15 protein-coding genes are annotated in these 17,177 nt (G+C 74.5%); 5 read left to right on the top strand and 10 right to left on the bottom strand.

Annotated elements, in window-relative coordinates; translation table 11 throughout:
- Positions 1-38: 38 nt before the first annotated feature.
- From ACGFS9_RS08465 to ACGFS9_RS08455, 3 genes are all read right to left on the bottom strand, one after another.
- Complete coding sequence (locus ACGFS9_RS08465) at positions 39-164, bottom strand: hypothetical protein (RefSeq protein ID WP_393251571.1); 126 nt, start codon at positions 162-164, stop codon at positions 39-41.
- On the bottom strand, positions 161-589 hold the full coding sequence (locus ACGFS9_RS08460; protein ID WP_393251570.1) for a hypothetical protein: 429 nt from the start codon (positions 587-589) through the stop codon (positions 161-163). Before ACGFS9_RS08460 ends, ACGFS9_RS08465 begins: the two co-directional genes overlap by 4 nt.
- A gap of 415 nt (positions 590-1,004) precedes the next feature.
- Entirely contained in the window at positions 1,005-1,538 is a 534-nt protein-coding gene (locus ACGFS9_RS08455) for a TerD family protein (protein WP_393251569.1), read from the bottom strand.
- 267 nt (positions 1,539-1,805) lie between these two features.
- Between ACGFS9_RS08455 and ACGFS9_RS08450 the strand changes: the two genes are divergently transcribed.
- Positions 1,806-2,366 (top strand): GNAT family N-acetyltransferase, encoded by a 561-nt coding sequence (locus ACGFS9_RS08450; protein ID WP_393251568.1) that lies wholly within the window; start codon positions 1,806-1,808, stop codon positions 2,364-2,366.
- Between the two features lie 233 nt (positions 2,367-2,599).
- On the opposite strand, the gene ACGFS9_RS08445 is transcribed toward ACGFS9_RS08450, so the two are convergent.
- A complete protein-coding gene (locus tag ACGFS9_RS08445; protein ID WP_393251567.1) occupies positions 2,600-3,205 on the bottom strand; it encodes a dihydrofolate reductase family protein in 606 nt (201 codons plus the stop codon).
- A gap of 335 nt (positions 3,206-3,540) precedes the next feature.
- On the opposite strand from ACGFS9_RS08445, the gene ACGFS9_RS08440 reads away from it, so the two are divergent.
- Complete coding sequence (locus ACGFS9_RS08440) at positions 3,541-3,894, top strand: VOC family protein (protein ID WP_393251566.1); 354 nt, start codon at positions 3,541-3,543, stop codon at positions 3,892-3,894.
- Positions 3,895-4,244: 350 nt separating this feature from the next.
- On the opposite strand, the gene ACGFS9_RS08435 is transcribed toward ACGFS9_RS08440, so the two are convergent.
- The 5 genes from ACGFS9_RS08435 to ACGFS9_RS08415 form a co-directional block, all read right to left on the bottom strand.
- Entirely contained in the window at positions 4,245-5,666 is a 1,422-nt protein-coding gene (locus tag ACGFS9_RS08435) for a nitrate/nitrite transporter (RefSeq protein ID WP_393251565.1), read from the bottom strand.
- A 96-nt stretch (positions 5,667-5,762) separates the two neighbouring features.
- Positions 5,763-6,155, bottom strand: a complete 393-nt coding sequence (gene nirD / locus ACGFS9_RS08430) for a nitrite reductase small subunit NirD (protein ID WP_393251564.1) — start codon at positions 6,153-6,155, stop codon at positions 5,763-5,765.
- On the bottom strand, positions 6,152-8,758 hold the full coding sequence (gene nirB, locus ACGFS9_RS08425) for a nitrite reductase large subunit NirB (protein ID WP_393251563.1): 2,607 nt from the start codon (positions 8,756-8,758) through the stop codon (positions 6,152-6,154). The genes nirD and nirB overlap by 4 nt, the downstream gene beginning before the upstream one ends.
- Positions 8,755-9,996, bottom strand: coding sequence for an NAD(P)/FAD-dependent oxidoreductase (locus ACGFS9_RS08420; protein ID WP_393251562.1), 1,242 nt, complete (start codon positions 9,994-9,996; stop codon positions 8,755-8,757). Before ACGFS9_RS08420 ends, nirB begins: the two co-directional genes overlap by 4 nt.
- The gene (locus tag ACGFS9_RS08415) at positions 9,993-12,110 is read right to left on the bottom strand and encodes a molybdopterin oxidoreductase family protein (RefSeq protein WP_393251561.1); all 2,118 of its coding nucleotides are present in this window, start codon (positions 12,108-12,110) and stop codon (positions 9,993-9,995) included. Before ACGFS9_RS08415 ends, ACGFS9_RS08420 begins: the two co-directional genes overlap by 4 nt.
- Before the next feature lie 191 nt (positions 12,111-12,301).
- Here ACGFS9_RS08415 and ACGFS9_RS08410 point away from each other — a divergent pair, with 191 nt between their 5' ends.
- From ACGFS9_RS08410 to ACGFS9_RS08400, 3 genes are all read left to right on the top strand, one after another.
- On the top strand, positions 12,302-13,441 hold the full coding sequence (locus ACGFS9_RS08410) for a uroporphyrinogen-III synthase (RefSeq protein WP_393251560.1): 1,140 nt from the start codon (positions 12,302-12,304) through the stop codon (positions 13,439-13,441).
- A 2-nt stretch (positions 13,442-13,443) separates the two neighbouring features.
- The gene (locus ACGFS9_RS08405) at positions 13,444-14,235 is read left to right on the top strand and encodes a sirohydrochlorin chelatase (RefSeq protein WP_393251559.1); all 792 of its coding nucleotides are present in this window, start codon (positions 13,444-13,446) and stop codon (positions 14,233-14,235) included.
- A gap of 267 nt (positions 14,236-14,502) precedes the next feature.
- A complete protein-coding gene (locus tag ACGFS9_RS08400; protein ID WP_393251558.1) occupies positions 14,503-16,392 on the top strand; it encodes an alkyl/aryl-sulfatase in 1,890 nt (629 codons plus the stop codon).
- A 104-nt stretch (positions 16,393-16,496) separates the two neighbouring features.
- On the opposite strand, the gene ACGFS9_RS08395 is transcribed toward ACGFS9_RS08400, so the two are convergent.
- Complete coding sequence (locus ACGFS9_RS08395; RefSeq protein WP_393251557.1) at positions 16,497-16,808, bottom strand: hypothetical protein; 312 nt, start codon at positions 16,806-16,808, stop codon at positions 16,497-16,499.
- Between the last annotated feature and the right edge of the window lie 369 nt (positions 16,809-17,177).

The following is a 17,177-nucleotide window of genomic DNA, read 5'->3' as shown; positions in this document are numbered from 1 at the left end:
CCTGTCGCGGCGGCGCGGCCCCGGCTCCGCCGCGCCGATCAGTCCCGGCCGCGTGGGCGGGACCACAGTTGTGCCATCCGCTTCCGGTCCCGGCGGACCAGAAAAGCCGTGCTGACCGCGACGAAGCAGAGGGCGACGGCGAGGGGTGCGGCGAAGTAGGTCATGTCGGCTCCTGTCGCCCGGCCGCCCGCCCCGGGCGTGGACGGCCGTGCGGCGGGTCGGTGGCCGCCGCCGGCGCGGTGGGCTCGTGCGGGCGTCGGACGAACACGGGCGTCAGCAGTCGGGCGGCGAGCACGGCGGCGGCCGCGGCGGGCAGACGCAGGACATCGGCGGCGGCTCCCGGTAGCGCGGCGTCGAGCACCACGGTCAGGCCGGTGTTGAACAGCCAGGCCAGCGCCGAGAGGAGGGACAGGGCGACCGTCGCCGACGCGCCGCCCATGCCCCACGCGGCGAGGTCGGCGTCCGCGTCGAACGCGTCGGCGGGCACGAGTCCGCACGCGGCCAGCAGCCAGAACCCTCCGGCCACGACCACGGCGGCGGTGAACAGGATGCCGGGCAGGCCGGTGGCCGCGTCCACGAACCTCCACATCTCGGCCTCCCCCTGCGCCCGCCGGTCCACCGGTCCTCGTACGGCTCCGCTCCAGGCCGGCTCCGTCCACCTCCTGCCGGTGTCCGGAACCGAAGCCCTGAACGGCGTGCCCCGGCACCATCGTGCCCGCGGTCCGGACCCCGCCGCATTGCCGGATCCCGGCACTCTTCGCATGGTCCTGCATGCCGGTGCGCCGCCGGGGGCGCGTCTCGGCGAGGTATCCCCGGGAACGCGCGAGGGCATCGCCGGGAACACCGCACCCGCGGGGCCAAGGCGCTGTCGCGGCGGATCGGCGGTGCCGGCATGCGCCACCGGGGAGGTGCGCACGGGAGGGTCCCGGCGAGGATCACCGCACGATCCGCGTCGGGGCACCCTCGGACCCTCCCGTCCCACCGGCCCTGCTGGGCGGGAACGGTCACGACAGGCCGATGCCGCCCATCTCCGCGGCGAACGCCGTCGGCGATCCGTCGAACCCGTGCACCGCCTCCCGGAGCGACCAGGCCCCGGAGCCGTCCCGGACGAACTCGGCGACGGTGGCGGCGTTCGATGCGGCGACCCCGGCGAAGTCGTCGGCCATCAACTCCGTCCAGCCCGACACGACGACCACGCCCGCGTTCGTGATGTCCCCGAACGTCAGGGCGCCGCCGCTCTGGTGGATGGCCACCCCCACCACGACGCGCCGGAAGGACGGGGCCAGCCGGTCGAGCTCCAGCACCATCACCTCGACGAAGCCGAGTCCCAGGCCGGTCTCGCTGTGACGGCTCATGTTGATCGTGCCGTCCGGTGACCTGCTCTCCGTGTGGACGACGTAGGCGGGCCGTCCGTGCGGATCGGCCGCGGAGAAGACCGCCGCCATGATGTCGAGGTGGCGCGGCGGCCGCCCCCAGGGGCTGGGATCCCAGCGGAGCTTCACTTCGACTTTCCCGAGCCCTTTGCCGACACCGCTCACGGACACAGCCTCCCTGGAACGAACGCGTGTGGAACACGTCTCCACGCCGTCAAGTATGTCTCTGTACGCGGCTGTTCATGCAGGTCCCCCGGCAGGGGGACCGCATGACGGGCCGGCGGTCGCGGTGGTGCCGGGCGCCGGCGCTCCGCCCTCGGTGCCCGGCTCGGACCCGCGGTGCCTACGGTGGTCACCAGCGGTCCCCGGACCAGCCCGTGCGGGCGGGTCCGGGCGCCGGCGGAGCACCGACGGGAATCAGGAGACGAACGGATGGCCGGACTCACGCTGCCCGCCGCGACAGGGCGGCTCACCCTGCGCCGGTTCACCGGGGACGACCTCGACGACGTGCACGCGTACCAGGGCCTGCCGGAGGTGGCCCGCCACCTGTTCCGGCCACCCCTGACCCGGGAGGCGTGCGCACGGCGGCTGGCCCGGCTCGCGGACGGGCCGGCGTGGGCCGAGGACGGCGACGACCTGGTGGTGGCCGTGTGCGAGACGGGCGGGACACGGGTCGTCGGCGAGATCGTGCTCAAGGCGGCGAGCGTGCGGGCTCGCCAGGCCGAGATCGGCTGGGTCTTCCACCCCGCCTACGGCGGCCGGGGCTATGCCACCGAAGCCGCTCGCGCCGTCGCGTCCCGGGCCTTCACCGACCTGGGCGTCCACCGGTTGTTCGCCCGGCTCGACGTCCTGAACACCGGCTCGGTGCGGGTGTGCGAGCGGCTCGGCATGCGCAGGGAGGCCCATCTCGTCGACAACGACCTCGACGGTGAGCGGTGGGCCAGCGAGTACGTGTACGCGGTGCTGGCGCACGAGTGGGAGGCCGGTACGTAGTACCGGACGGCGGCGGTACGGCACCGGAGAGGGGCGGCCGGACGGGGCTGCGTCCCGCGGGTCTTCGCGCGCACCGCCGCTGGGGACCCGCAGACCGGCCGCCCGTTCGCCTCGCGCACGCCCTCGCCGGACCCTCCGTGCCGCGGCTCGCGCCCGTGGCACCGAGGCGGCCCCGCCGTCCGCCGCGCCCGGCCGACGCTCGGGCAGGTCCTGGTCGGCGGTCCGGCCGGGACCTACCGGGCGACCTCGTAGTGCAGGTGCGTGACGCCGGGAGCCGGGATCGTCTGCGTCAGTCGCAGGTCCACGTGCGCGGGAAGCCGATGGAACAGCGGACGGCCCCCGCCCAGGATCACCGGTACCTGATGGAGGATCACCTCGTCGACGAGGCCCGCTTCGAGGGCGGAGGACAGAACACCACCGCCCATGAGCGCCACGTCCTTGCCCGCGGCCGCCTCGCGCGCCGCGGCAACGGCGTCCTCGATACCGGTGGTCACGAGCGTCTGCGCCGCGGTGATCCCGGGTGCCGGCCGGTGGCTCAGCACGAACAGCGGCGCGGTGGGATGCGGGCCTCCTCCGCCGAAGTGAGCGGAGTGCTCGTAGGTGGTGCGCCCCGCGACCGTCGCGCCCACGCGTGCGGCGAGCGCGTCGAAGAACCGGGCGCTCGGCTCGCTGAGCGTGAACCCGTCGAAGGAGGCGCTGGAGGTGTCACCGCCGAAGTACCAGTCGAACAGCATGGACGCGTCGCCGAGTCCGCTGCCGAACGCGTCCTGGCCCTCGGAGAGGCTCCCGCTGATGAAGCCGTCGACGGAGACGGCGTGCGCGCTGAAGACCCTGCTCATGATCGCTCCTGGGTTCGGGGGCGGACTGCGCCGGGCGCCGGCCTCGCCGCGGTGCCGGACTCCGGCCGTGGCCGCCCTGCGACGTACGGCCGCCGGGCCTGCCTCCGCCGTCGATCCCGGCCGCGGCCCACGGCTTCCGGGTGCCCCGCATCCGTCACCCGCCGCCGTCCGCGGGGGCGGGCCGGGTCACCATAGCCGCCTGCGCGGACCCCGACCGGGGCGACCCGCCGCAGGCCCGGCACGCCCGGGCCGGGCTCGGGCGCGCGGCCCGGACAGGCCCTGCCGGCGGGCGCGGTCGGGCACCCGCCGGCAGCCCGGGCTGGCAGGATGACCGCATGGAACGTGTGCAGGGAATCGGCGGGTACTTCATGCGGGCGGCCGACCCGGCGGCGCTCGGTGCCTGGTACCGCGACGTTCTGGGCCTCGACACCGACGGGAACGGCCTGTGGCGGCAGGAGGCCGGGCCAACGGTGTTCGCGCCGTTCGACGCCGAGACCGACTACTTCGGGTCGCCCGCCCAGCAGACCATGCTCAACTTCCGGGTCCGCGACCTCGACGCGATGCTCGCGCAACTGCGGGCCCGGGGCGCCGACGTGGCGGAGGAGATCCAGGAGATGGCGGGCGTCGGCCGGTTCGGATGGGCCACCGACCCCGAGGGCAACAGGATCGAGTTGTGGCAGCCCGGCTGACGCCTCCCCCTCGCCGTGGCGCCCGTCGCGGCGACCGCGCCCGAGTCCTGCGCCCCTCGCCCGGCGCCCGTCGTGGCCCGGAGCCCCCGCGGGGCCCGTGATCGCGGCGCGCGGTGGTGCCGGTGAGGGCACCACCGGGCCTGTGAGCCGGGCGACCCCGCGCGCTGCCCGGCGTCCGGCGCGTGCCACGGCCGTGCACGGCGTCTGCGGTGGGTCGCGGGTCGGACCGTGACCACCCGAGCCGCGTGCGGGTCGGGCCGTCGGGGGTCACATCCCGCGGCCGTCGCCGTGAGAACGCGGCGGGGCGGTCCCGGTACCCCGGGGCCGCCCCGCCTCCGCCTCGGTCTCCGTCAGACCGTGGGCGACCCCGCGGTCCGCGGCCTCAGGTAGACCGCCCAGGTCAGGACGAAGCAGACGACGTAGGCGACCAGGAAGGCCCAGTACGCGGCGTCCCCGCTCGCCCCGGCCAGGAACGCCTGGCGGAACGCGATGTTGACCAGCACACCGCCGAAGGCACCCACGGCACCGGCGAGCCCGATCAGCGCCGACGCGCGGCGCCGCGCGTCGCGTTCGGCGGTCTCGGGGTCGGCGCCGGCGGCCACCGCGCGCCGCGCCTGCACCTGGAAGATCGCCGGGATCATCTTGTAGGTGGAGCCGTTGCCGATGCCGCTGAGCACGAACAGCGCCACGAAGCCCGCCAGGAACAGCGGCAGCGACTTCTGGTGCGAGGCCACCAGGACCACGCCGGTCCCCGCCGCCATCGCGGCGAACGTCCACAGCGTCACGGTGGCACCGCGCCAGCGGTCGGCCATCCGCCCGCCGACGGGACGGACCAGCGAGCCCAGCAGCGGACCGAGGAACGTCAGGTAGGCGGCCTTGACGGGGGTGTCGAACTGGTCGTGGAACTGCACCTGGAGGACCTGTCCGAAAGCGAAGCCGAAGCCGATGAACGAGCCGAAGGTGCCGATGTACAGCAGCGACATCACCCAGCTGTGCGGCTCCCGGGACACCTCGCGCAGGGCCCGCCGGTCGTTCTTCGGCGAGGCCAGGTTGTCCATCCGCAGGGCCGCGCCCAGCGCCGCGAGCACGATGAGCGGCAGGTAGACCAGCGGGACCAGACGCGGGTGGGCCGCGCCCGCCGTCGCCAGCACCAGCAGGCCGACGAGCTGCACCACGGCGACCCCGAGGTTGCCGCCGCCGGCGTTGACGCCGAGGGCCCAGCCCTTGTGCCGCTGGGGGTAGAAGGCGTTGATGTTGGCCATCGAGGAGGCGAAGTTGCCGCCGCCGACCCCCGCCACGCAGGCGACGGCGAGCAGCGTGCCGTAGGAGACTCCGGGGCGCAGCACCATCGCGGCCAGGGCCGTGGGAAGCAGCAGCAACAGGGCGCTGAACACGGTCCAGTTGCGGCCGCCGAACCGCGCCACCGCGAACGTGTAGGGCAGGCGCAGGGCGGCGCCGAGCGCGGCCGGCAGCGCGGTGAGGGTGAACTTTCCGGCCGGGTCGATGTGGTACTCCGGCCCGAGGAACAGGACCAGCACCGACCACAGGCTCCACACGGAGAAGCCAATGTGCTCGGACAGCACCGAGAAGACGAGGTTGCGGCGGGCGATCCGGGAGCCGGTGCGCTCCCAGAACTCCTCGTCCTCCGGACGCCAGTCCGTGATGGAGCGCGGGCCGGCCGCGCTCCCGGGGCGGCGGGCCGCCCCGACGGCGTGGGGGCCTCCGGCCGCTTCCCCGGCCGCCGTGCCTTCTGTGTCGACCGCACTGCTCATCAGCTTCACCTGCGTTCTCGTGAGGTGGTGTTGGTCCGTCGGGACGACGCTAGGAGGGGCGGGTTACGCGGTACGCCTCCCGGCGGATCGGCCGTGCTACGGCCCGTGCACGCCCGCCGCGGCGGGCTGTGAGGTCGTCTCCGCGGTGTCGCGCACGGGCCACGTCCGCAGGGCCGCCGGCGTGCCGTCCGGTGCGGTGGACTCGTCCAGGCAGCGTCCGTCCCGCAGGTCGAAGACCTGCTTGTACATGGGGGACGCCACCGTGGGGACGTCGCCCCGGCTGCCGAGGATGCCGCGCGACATGACGTGGGCGCCGCTGAAGGGGTCGCGGTTGCCGACCGCGTACAGGGTGCCGGGCCGGTCGCGGAAGACGGCGATCTGCTCGCCGCCCGGGCCGAGGACCGCGACTCCGCGCCCGGGGATGAGGTCCGAGGTCCGGCAGACCGGCGTCCACCGCGTGCCGTCGAAGATCTCCACATGCCTGTTCACGCGGTCCGCACCTCCAGTCGGGGGCCGGCCACCAGGGCCGGGGAGAGGATCGTTCCGTGTTCGTCGGGCCGGGCGGGGCGGATCTGGCCGCGCTCCGGTACGAAGGTCACGGCGGGGTCGGGTGTGCCGGGGGCGTTGACGAAGGAGACGAAGCGGCGGAGCCGTTCGGGGTCGGCGAGGACCGCCGCCCACTCGTCCTGGTAGCGGTCGACGTGACGTTCCATCAGGGCGTCCAGTTCGGCGCACAGTCCGAGCGAGTCGTCGAGGACGACGGCGCGGACGTGGTCCAGGCCGCCGTCGATCCGGTCCAGCCAGACCGAGGTGCGCTCCAGCCGGTCGGCGGTGCGGATGTAGAACATCAGGAAGCGGTCGATGGTGCGGATCAGGGTGTCCTTGTCGAGGTCCGCGGCCAGCAGGTCGGCGTGCCGGGGTGTCATGCCGCCGTTTCCGCCGATGTGGAGGTTCCATCCGGTGGAGGTGGCGATGACGCCGAAGTCCTTGCTCTGCGCCTCCGCGCACTCGCGGGCGCAGCCGGAGACGGCGGACTTGAGCTTGTGGGGCGAGCGCAGTCCCCGGTAGCGCAGTTCCAGTTCGATGGCGAGGGCCACCGAGTCCTGGACGCCGTACCGGCACCAGGTCTCGCCGACACAGGACTTCACGGTGCGCAGCGACTTGCCGTAGGCGTGCCCGGACTCGAATCCGGCGTCGACCAGTCGCCGCCAGATGGTGGGGAGCTGGTCGACCCGGGCGCCGAAGAGGTCGATGCGCTGGCCGCCGGTGATCTTCGTGTAGAGGCCGAAGTCGCGGGCGATCTCGCCGATCGTGATGAGCCCGTGCGGGGTGATCTCGCCGCCGGGGATGCGGGGCACCACGGAGTAGGAGCCGTTGCGCTGGAGGTTGGCGAGGAAGTGGTCGTTGGTGTCCTGGAGGGCTGCCTGTTCGCCGTCGAGGATGTGTCCGGTGTCGAGGCCGGCCAGGATGGAGGCGACGGCCGGCTTGCAGACGTCGCATCCCTCTCCGGTGCCGTGGCGGTCGATCAGTTCGGAGAAGGAGGTGAGGCCCGCGACCCGGACGATCTCGTGGAGTTCGGCGCGGGTGTGGGTGAAGTGCTCGCACAGTCCCCGGTCGACGGCGACCCCGCGGGAGGCCAGTTCCTCCGTCACGATGGTGCCGAGGAGCTTCACGCAACTGCCGCAGCCGGTGCCCGCTTTGGTGCACTTCTTGACGTCGGGGACGCCGGCGCACCCCTCGTCGTGGACGGCGGCGCGGATCCGTCCCTTGCTCACGTTGTGGCAGGAGCAGACGACGGCCTCGTCGGGCAGGGCGACCGGCCCGGCGGGGGCGAGCCCGGCGGGGAGCACCAGGTGTTCGGGGGCGGTCCGCAGGGGTTCGCCGCCGAGTGCCAGCGGGCGCAGCAGACCGTAGGACTCGGTGTCGCCGACGAGGACGCCGCCGAGGAGCTGTCCCTCGCGGCCGATCACGAGCTTCTTGTAGACGCCGTTGCGGCTGTCGCTGTAGAGGACGTCGAGGGAGCCCTCGGTCGTGCCGTGCGCGTCGCCGAAGCTGGCGACGTCGACGCCGAGGAGCTTGAGTTTGGTGGAGGTGTCCGCTCCGGTGAAGGCGTCCTGGTCGCGGTGTTCCCCGGCCAGGGAGCGGGCCGCGGTCTCGGCCATCGCGTATCCGGGGGCGACCAGGCCGTAGACGCGTCCGTCCGCCGCGAGCGCGCACTCGCCGACGGCGTAGACGTGCGGGTCGGCGGTGCGGCACCGCTCGTCGACGACGATGCCGCCGCGCTCGCCGACGGGCAGGCCGCACTCGCGGGCCAACTGGTCGCGGGGCCGCACGCCCGCGGAGAAGACGACGAGGTCGGCGGGAAGCCGCCGGCCGTCGGAGAGTTCCATGGCGTGCACGCGGCCGTCGTCGTCCGGGAGGACGGCCTGGGTGCCCGCTCCCGTGTGGACGGTGACGCCCAGTTCCTCGATCTTGCGGCGCAGCAGTCGTCCGCCGCCTTCGTCGACCTGGAGGGCCATGAGGCGGGGCGCGAACTCGACGACGTGGGTGTTCAGGCCGAGGGCGGTCAGGGCGCCGGCGGCCTCCAGGCCGAGCAGGCCGCCGCCCACGACGACGCCGGTGGCGGCGTGTTCCGCGTCGGCCCGGATGGCCTCCAGGTCCTCGATGGTGCGGTAGACGTGACAGCCCGCGGCGTCGCGGCCCGGGACGGGCGGCACGAATGGGGCGGAGCCGGTCGCGAGCACCAGGGCGTCGTAGGGGAGCACCTGGCCGGACGCCGTGGTGACGGTCCTGGCGGCGCGGTCGATCGCGGCGGCCGGTTCGGCCAGCCGCAGGTCGATGCCGTGCCCGGCCAGGAACCCCGGTGGCGTGAGCGAGAGCGCTTCGGCGTCCGTGCCGGAGAACCACGAGGTCAGGTGGACGCGGTCGTAGGCGGGACGGGTCTCCTCGGCGAGCACGGTGATCCGCCATCCGGCCGCCCCCGGCAGCTCGGTGAGGGCCTCCAGGAAGCGCTGGCCGACCATGCCGTGGCCGACGAGGACGAGATCCTTGACCGGGCCGGACGGGGTGCCGGGCGTCTGTCGGTGTGTCATGGCGAGGCTCCGTATGAGGTGAGCAGGTGCAGGGGTCGGTCGGGAACCGGGGTGTCGCGCTCGTAGGCGCGGGTGAGTTCGCCCACGGTGGCCAGGTCGCCGAGGAGGATCGCGCCGACGAGGCGTTCGCCGCGCAGCACGAGCTTCTTGTAGCTGCCGCGGGTGGCGTCGGAGAGCCGCAGCACGTTCAGTTCGGGGTCGGCCGCCTGGTCCTCGGTGTCGAGGTGCGCTTCGCCGAGAGCCGCGTACTCCAGTGGGCCGGCGCTGAGCCGGGCCAGGGGCCGCGAACCGCGGTAGCGCGCGCCGGGGTCCGAGCCGGAGAGGCGGGCGGCGAGGACGTCGGCCTGCTCCCACGCCGGGCCGGACAGCCCGTGGACCGTCCCGCGGTGCTGGGCGCAGTCGCCGATGGCGTGGACGTGCGGCGCCGAGGTGGTGAGCGTGTCGTCGACGACGACGCCGGTGTCGACGGTGAGACCGGCGGAGTGGGCGAGCGCGGTGCGCGGGCGGACGCCGCAGGCGAGGACGACCAGGTCGGTGCCGAGGCGGTAGCCGCCCGCCAGCTCGACGGCGCTGCGTCCGTCCCCGTCCGTGTCGGCCACCGCCCGGGCGCGGTTGTTGGGGTAGACCTCGACGCCGAGCCCGCGCAGTCCGCCGCGGAGCGCCTCCGCGGCTTCGGCGTCGAGCTGCCGCTCGATGAGATGCGGTCCCTGGTGCACGATCTCGACGGCGAGGCCGAGGGCGGCCAGCGCCCTGGCGACGCTGACGCCGAGGACTCCGCCGCCGATGACGACGGCGCGGCGCGCGGTGCCGACGTCCTCGGCGAGCCGTGCGCAGTCGTCGAGCGTGCGCAGGCTGTGGACTCCGTCGCGCAGTCCCGCCCCGTCCGGGCGGCGCAGTCCGCGGATCGGGGGCAGGACGGGGTTGGCGCCGGTCGCCAGGACGAGTTCGTCCCAGGTGTCGCCGCGCCCGTCGGCGAGGGTGAGCGTCCGTGCGGCGGGGTCCAGGGCCACGGCCTCGCTGCCGGTGCGCAGGTCGGCCGCGCCGGCCGGCAGGGTCACCGCCTCCGCCGCGTAGCGTCCGGTGAGCACGTCGGCGAGGAGCACGCGGTTGTAGGGGGGCCGGGGTTCGGCTCCGTAGAGGGTGACGCGGGCGGTTCCGCCGAGGGCGTGGTAGCGCTCGGCGAAGCGGGCGGCGGCCATCCCGGCTCCGACGACCGCGATGTGGGCGGGCCCGGTCATCCGTGCCGCTCCGCGTCCGGCTCGACGCGTCCGGCGGCGCCGGCCGCCTCCACCCGCACCGCGCAGATCTTGAACTCGGGCATCCGGGAGGTCGGGTCCAGGGCCGGGTTGGTGAGCGTGTTGGCGCGTCCCGCGCCGGGCCAGTGGAAGGGCATGAACACCGTGTCGGGCCGGATGCCGTCGGTGATCCGGGCCGGTGCGACCGCCCTGCCGCGCCGGGAGGTCACCGCGAGCAGGTCGCCCTCCCTCACGGCGAGTCGACCGGCCAGGAGGGGGTGGAGTTCCACGAAGGGTCCTGGTGCGGCTGCGTTCAGGGCGCCGACCCGGCGGGTCTGTGCGCCGCTCTGGTACTGGGACAGCACCCGGCCGGTGGTGAGGTGCAGCGGATAGGCGTCGTCGGGCTCCTCGGCCGCCGGACGGTGGCCGGGCCCCGTGAACCGGGCGCGGCCGTCGGGCGTGGCGAAGGTGTCGAGGAACAGGCGCGGCGTTCCGGGGTGGTCCTCGGCGGGGCAGGGCCAGAAGACGCCGTCGCCGGCGCGGATGCGCTCGTAGCTGATGCCCGCGTAGTCCGCCTGGCCGCCGGACGAGGCGCGGCGCAGTTCGGCGAAGACGGTCTCGGGGTCGTCGTCGAAACCCCTCGTGACGCCGAGCCGCTCGGCGAGTTGGCGCAGCAGGGTGAGGTCGGTGCGCACGCCGTCGGGTGGATCGAGGGCGCGTCGGCGCAGGATCACCCGGCCCTCCAGGTTGGTCATCGTGCCCGTCTCCTCCGCCCACTGCGCGCTCGGCAGGACGACGTCGGCGAGTTGCGCCGTCTCGGAGAGCACCAGATCGCTGACCACGAGCAGGTCCAGCGAGCGCAGCCGGTCGGTCACATGGCCCGCGTTCGGCGCGGAGACGACCGGGTTGGAGCCCATCAGCAGCAGGCCGCGCACGCCTCCGGGTGCGGGGCCGCCGAGGCTGTCGAGCAGTTCGTAGGCGGAGCGGCCCGAGCGCGGCAGCGTCTCGGGGTCCACGCCCCAGACGCGGGCGACGTGTTCGCGGGCGGCCGGGTCCTCGATGGACCGGTAGCCGGGAAGCTGGTCCGCCTTCTGGCCGTGCTCCCGGCCGCCCTGCCCGTTGCCCTGGCCGGTGAGGCAGCCGTATCCGGAGTACGGACGGCCCGCCTTGCCCGACGCCAGGCACACGTCGATCCAGGCACCCACGGTGGCGGTGCCCTTGCTCTGCTGCTCGGGCCCCCGGGCGGTCAGCACCATGCCGGTGCCCGCGCGGCCGAAGTGGTGGGCGACGCTGCGCAGCCGGTTCACGGGGATGCCGGTGAGCCGTTCGACGCGTTCCGGCCAGTGGGCCATCGCGGCGGCGCGTGCCCGGTCGAAGCCGGTGGTCCGCGTGTCGACGAAGTCCTGGTCGACCATCCCGTCGGCGATCAGCAGGTGCAGCAGGCCGAGCGCGAGGGCGAGGTCGCTGCCGGGCAGCGGTTGCAGGTGGATGTCGGCCAGTTCGGCGGTTCGGGTGCGCCGGGGGTCGACGACGATCAGCAGGCCGCCGTTCTCGCGCAGTTCGCGGAAGTAGCGCAGGGCCGGCGGCATGGTGTCGGCCGGATTGCCGCCGACGAGGATGAGGCAGTCGGTGTGCGGGATGTCCTCCAGCGGGAAGGGCAGCCCGCGGTCGAGGCCGAACGCGTTCCGGCTCGCCGCCGCGGCCGAGGACATGCAGAAGCGGCCGTTGTAGTCGATGTTGGCGGTGCCGAGCGCGACCCGGGCGAACTTGCCCAGTTGGTATGCCTTCTCGTTGGTGAGCCCGCCGCCGCCGAAGACCCCGACGGCGTCGGCGCCGTGCGCGGACCGGATCGCCGACAGGCCCCGGGCCGCCCGGTCCAGCGCCTCGTCCCAGCCGGCGGCACGCAGCGAGCCGCGGTCCCGGACCAGCGGCGTGGTGAGCCGGCCCGGTCCGTCGAGCAGGGCGGCGGCCGACTGCCCCTTGCCGCACAGAGCCCCGCGGTTCACCGGGAACGCGGGCCGTTCGGCGATCGTGGTCCCGACACCGCCGGAGGTCGCGACGCGCATTCCGCACTGCAACGAGCAGTAGGGGCAGTGGGTGTCGGTGGTGGTGGTCATGCCGTAGACAGTGACCACGGCGCGTTACACGGGCTGGTCGCCGGTGTTGCGCCCGCGGTACACGTCGCTCACGTCGCGGGCCGGACGGGGTGCGCCGACGGACATGTGCCGTAACACGACGAAGCATGTGTCTAACCCGTGCGTGACGGCCGGGCAACCTGCCGGAAACGGTGTGCCCGGAGTCTGCGTCCATGGGCACCGACGACACTTCCACCCCGGCCGCGCCGACCGGTCCGCTGACAGGGTTCACCGTCGGCGTGACCGCGGCGCGCCGTCGCGACGAACTCGTGGCGCTGCTGACCCGGCGCGGAGCGCGGGTGGTGGAGGCACCGGCCCTGCGCATCCTCCCGCTGGAGGACGACATCGCGCTGCGCCGGGCCACCGAAGCGTGCCTGGTGGCGCCGCTCGACTACGTGGTGGCGACCACCGGCGTCGGCTGGCGCGGCTGGATGAGCGCTGCCGACGGCTGGGGGCGGGGCGCCGAGCTGTCCGCCGTCTGCAAGGACGCCGTCGTCCTCACCCGGGGCCCGAAGGCGACCGGCGCCGTCCGCGCCAGCGGCCTGGGCGAGTCGTACTCGCCCGCGAGCGAGGCCACCGACGAGCTGCTGACCTGGCTGCTGGCCCGCCCGCTGACCGGCCGCCGGATCGCGGTGCAGGAACACGGTCTGCCGTTGACCGGCTTCAGCGCGGCGCTGCGGGAGCGGGGCGCGGAGGTCGTCTCGGTCCCCGTCTACCGCTGGGCTCCACCGGACGACCCGGGACCGGTGCGGCGGCTGGTGGAGTCGACGGTGCGCCGCGAGGTCCACGCCCTCGCGTTCACCAGCGCGCCCGCGATCGCCGCGTTCCTCCGGACGGCCGCGGCCGACGGGCTGCACGAGCGGGTCCTGGAGGCCATGGCCGAGGACGTGCTGCCGGTCTGTGTGGGCCCGGTCTGCGCCCGGCCGCTGCTGGACGCGGGACTGCCGGTGATCTGGCCCGAGCGCGGGCGGCTGGGCGCGCTCGTGCGGACCCTCACGGACACGCTGCCCGCCCGAGGACGCCAGGAACTGGACGTCGCCGGACGGTCGTTGGTCCTTCAGGGGAGTGCGCTGCTGGTCGACGAGGAGAGCTACTGGCTGTCCCCCAAGGGGGCCACCCTGCTGCGCGCCCTCGCCGAGCGGCCGGGCTGGGTGCTCAGCCGGGCCGAGCTGCTGCGCCGCGCCTGGGCCGACTCGGATGCGGACGAGCACGCGGTGGAGGCCGCCGTGGCGCGCCTGCGGGCCTCCCTCGGACCGCACAGCGACCTGGTCAGGACCGTGCCCAAGCGCGGCTACCGGCTGGCGGCGGGGTGAGCGTGGACTTTCTCCCGCACGCCCCCGACCGCCCGTTCCGTCCGACGCTGCTCGCGGTGGCCCACGGCACCCGCGACGCCGAGGGTGTCGCGGTCACCGAGGCGCTGGTCGAGCGGGTCCGCGCGCTGCGGCCCGGGGTGCGGGTGGAACGCTGCTTCCTCGACCTCGTCACCCCCTCGCTGCCGGCGGCCCTCGCCCGGCTGCGGGGCGACGTCGTCCTGGTGCCCCTGCTGCTCGGCGCCGGGTACCACGTCCGCGTGGACATCCCCGAGGCGCTCGCCGCAGCCCCTCATCTGCGCGCGCGGGTGGCCGGCGCGCTCGGCCCGCACCCGCTGCTGGCCGACGCCCTCACCGAACGGCTGTCCGAGGCGGGGTGGCGGCCCGGTGACGGCCCCGTTGTGCTCGCCGCGGCTGGCTCGACCGATCCGGCGGCCAACGCCGACGCCGCGGCGATGGCCGCGCTGCTGCGCACCCTGCACCCGGTGCCCGACGACGTCGTCCCCGCCTACCTCTGCGCCGCCGGCCCCACCCCCGCCGAGGCCGTCGCCGCCCTGCGGTCGGCGGGCCACTCCCGGATCGCCGTCGCCCCGTACCTGATGACCCCGGGCTTCTTCGCGCGCCGCGCCGCCCACTCCGGCGGCTGTGTCACCTCGGCGCCGCTCGGCACGCACTCGGCGCTCGCCCGGCTGGTCCTGCACCGCTACGACGAGGCGTGCGGCCCGCCGGCGCCGCCCGCATCCCGGCCCGAACCCGCGGATGCGGGCGGGGACGACCGTGTGCACCCGGACGGATGAGCCCGAACTCGCTCCCGGCCCGCAGGCACCGGCCGGCGACCTGACGAGGGGTCGGCGGCGCGCCCGGCACACCGGGCCGATGAGTCCGGGCAGCGTCGGCCCCGCCCGCCCGCCGCCTGCCCGCCTGCCCGCCTGCCCGCCTGCGTCGCGTCCGCCGCCCGCTCGACGCCCTGCCGCCCGCCGGCCTCATCACCCGCGTGCGTCATCGGAGGGCCGGGACGGCGCTGCCGCCTCGCGCCCCCTCCCGCGCGATGCCATCGTGACGACATGCCCACTTGGCCCAAACCCGCCTCGCCCGCCGTCGTCGCCCGGCACCGGGCCCTGCTCGACGCCCTGCCGTTCTCCGACCGGGCGGACTTCGAGGACGCCGTCCGGGGTCTCGTCGCCCGACGCGAGCCCAACGCCGTGCGGGACCAGGACGGCACCGTCCTCTGGGACAACGACACCTACGCCTTCCTGAGGGGCGACGCCCCCGACACGGTCAACCCCAGTCTGTGGCGGCAGTCCCAGCTCACCGCGATCGCGGGCCTGTTCGAGGTGGTCCCCGGTATCTACCAGGTACGCGGCATGGATCTGTCGAACACCACCTTCGTCGAGGGCGAGCGGGGCGTCGTCGTCATCGACACGCTGCTGTCCAAGGAGACCGGCGCGGCGGCGCTGGCGCTCTACCGCGAGCACCGCGGCGACCGCCCCGTCACCGCCGTCGTCTACACGCACTCGCACGCGGACCACTTCGGCGGGGTCAAGGGATTCGTCACCCAGGAGGACGTCGACGCCGGGCGGGTCCGCGTGTTCGCGCCCGAGGGCTTCGTCGAACACGCCGTCGCGGAGAACGTGTACGCCGGCACCGCGATGAACCGGCGCGCGGGATACATGTACGGCGCGGCCCTCGCCCGCGGGCCGCAGGGCCAGGTCGGTGCGGGTCTGGGCCAGACGCTGTCGCTCGGCGAGGTCACGCTCATCACGCCGACCGACATCATCTCGGCCACCGGGCACGAGGAGGTCGTGGACGGTGTCCGCATGGTGTTCCAGATGGCACCGGACACCGAGGCGCCGTCGGAGTTCCTCGTCTACCTGCCCGACTTCAGGGCGCTCTGCGCGGCGGAGGACGCCACGCACACCTTCCACAACCTGCTGACCCTGCGGGGTGCCGTCGTGCGCGATCCGCACGGCTGGTCGAGGGTCCTCACCGAGACGATCGACCTGTTCGGCGGAGAGGCGGACGTCGTCTTCGCCTCCCATCACTGGCCCACCTGGGGAGCGGACCGCGTCGTCGCCTTCCTGACGTCGCAGCGCGACCTCTACGCCTACATCCACGACCAGACGGTGCGGATGATGAACAAGGGCCTGACCGGTGCCGAGATCGCCGAGGAGATCCGGCTGCCGCCCGCCCTGGAGAACGCCTGGCACGCGCGCGGCTACTACGGATCGGTCAGTCACAACGTCAAGGCCGTCTACCAGCGCTATCTCGGCTGGTTCAACGGCAACCCGGCGACGCTGTGGGAACACCCGCCGGTCGAGAGAGCACGGCGGTACGTCGACCTCGGTGGCGGCGCCGACGCGGTGGTGCAGAGCGCGCGTGCCGCGTTCGAGGCCGGCGACTTCCGCTGGGTCGCCGAGCTGGTCAACCACGTCGTCTTCGCCGATCCGGACCACGCGGCGGCCCGTGAACTGCTCGCCGACACCTACGAGCAGCTCGGCTACGGAGCCGAGAACGGGACCTGGCGGGACTTCTATCTCTCCGGCGCCACAGAGCTGCGCCAGGGGCCCTTCGGCACCCCCACCGAGACCACCGTGCCCGACGTCATCGGCCGGCTCACCCCCGAGATGCTCTTCGACGCCCTCGCCGTCCAGGTCGACGGCCCCCGCGCATGGGACGAGAACCTGTCGATCGACGTCGTCCTCACCGACACCGGGGAGCGCCACCGGCTGCGGCTGTCCAACGGAGTCCTCACGCACAGCTCCGCCGCCGTGCGCGGGGAGCCCGACGCGACCCTCACGACCACCCGGCGGGCTCTGCCCGCCCTCGCCCTCGGCCTCGCCCCGGAGGAGTTGGCCGCCGCGGGTATCGAGGTCGCCGGGGACGCGTCCGCCGTCACCCGGCTCACGGACGTGCTGGACCCGGGTGACAAGGACTTCGCCATCGTCACGCCCTGACGTGCCCGCCGCCTGCTCGGTGCGGGAGTCGGTGAGACGGCGCGGCCCGCGGCGAGGCGGGGCAAGACAGCCCCGCGGAGTTGCGCAAGGGGTGCGGCACCTGTTCAGGCGGTGGCCTTGCTGGGTGCGGCCGCCCTCGGCCGGGCGGTCACCTTGCGCGGAGCCGCGTGGTGGGCGGGCTCGCCCGTCTTCGGGGGGTGGAGCCGGCGCAGCGAGAGCGTCGCCGTCAGCAGCAGGCCGGAGAAGACGGCGAGGAGCAGCGCGGAGACCCACATCTGCCGGGTCCCGGGCGACTGCCACGCCGTCCAGAGGGTGGATGTGCTCCAGAGCAGGATGCCCATCACGTAGAAGGTACGGACACGGTGCAGGGTCCGCACCGCCCGCAGGAACAGGACGCGTTCGGTCTTCGGTGCCATGGCGGGCCGTGTACCCCGGATTCGGGATCATCACCACCGGGGGTTCGGAAGGTTCGGCGCGCTCCGCGCGGAACCGCCCGGCAGGGCGGCGGAAGACGCCCGGGGGCCGGGCCGGGAGCGTGCGCTCCCGGCCCGGCCCCCGCCCTTCGGAGCCTTCGCCGGACGGTTCCCGGCCGGACCCGTCGGGAGGACGCGTCGTGCCGTTGCACACTCCGTCAGGACGGCCGCACCAGCCCCCGGTTCGGCGTGGCAGATCCGCCTGCACGGCGTCACGAGCACCGCCCCGCGCACACGGGAGGGAGCGCGGGGCGGGCATCGCGCGGGTGTCCCGGACCGCGACCGCACGTCCCCGAGGGCCGCGATCCGGAC

Origin of the sequence: Streptomyces sp. NPDC048566 (assembly GCF_043199735.1) — a bacterium.
Taxonomy (GTDB): Bacteria; Actinomycetota; Actinomycetes; order Streptomycetales; family Streptomycetaceae; genus Streptomyces.
The sequence above is the reverse complement of the archived record's forward strand: the minus strand, read 5'-3'. Positions and strand labels throughout refer to the sequence as shown.

Bases quoted from the DNA above. Each gene is read 5' to 3' on its own strand.
- ACGFS9_RS08395 (WP_393251557.1), bottom strand. From the start codon at position 16,808: ATGGCACCGAAGACCGAACGCGTCCTGTTCCTGCGGGCGGTGCGGACC.
- ACGFS9_RS08440 (WP_393251566.1), top strand. From the start codon at position 3,541: ATGGAACGTGTGCAGGGAATCGGCGGGTACTTCATGCGGGCGGCCGAC.
- ACGFS9_RS08450 (WP_393251568.1), top strand. From the start codon at position 1,806: ATGGCCGGACTCACGCTGCCCGCCGCGACAGGGCGGCTCACCCTGCGC.
- ACGFS9_RS08465 (WP_393251571.1), bottom strand. From the start codon at position 164: ATGACCTACTTCGCCGCACCCCTCGCCGTCGCCCTCTGCTTCGTCGCG.
- ACGFS9_RS08460 (WP_393251570.1), bottom strand. From the start codon at position 589: ATGTGGAGGTTCGTGGACGCGGCCACCGGCCTGCCCGGCATCCTGTTC.
- ACGFS9_RS08415 (WP_393251561.1), bottom strand. From the start codon at position 12,110: ATGACCACCACCACCGACACCCACTGCCCCTACTGCTCGTTGCAGTGC.
- ACGFS9_RS08410 (WP_393251560.1), top strand. From the start codon at position 12,302: ATGGGCACCGACGACACTTCCACCCCGGCCGCGCCGACCGGTCCGCTG.
- ACGFS9_RS08420 (WP_393251562.1), bottom strand. From the start codon at position 9,996: ATGACCGGGCCCGCCCACATCGCGGTCGTCGGAGCCGGGATGGCCGCC.
- ACGFS9_RS08435 (WP_393251565.1), bottom strand. From the start codon at position 5,666: ATGAGCAGTGCGGTCGACACAGAAGGCACGGCGGCCGGGGAAGCGGCC.
- ACGFS9_RS08445 (WP_393251567.1), bottom strand. From the start codon at position 3,205: ATGAGCAGGGTCTTCAGCGCGCACGCCGTCTCCGTCGACGGCTTCATC.
- ACGFS9_RS08400 (WP_393251558.1), top strand. From the start codon at position 14,503: ATGCCCACTTGGCCCAAACCCGCCTCGCCCGCCGTCGTCGCCCGGCAC.
- nirB (WP_393251563.1), bottom strand. From the start codon at position 8,758: ATGACACACCGACAGACGCCCGGCACCCCGTCCGGCCCGGTCAAGGAT.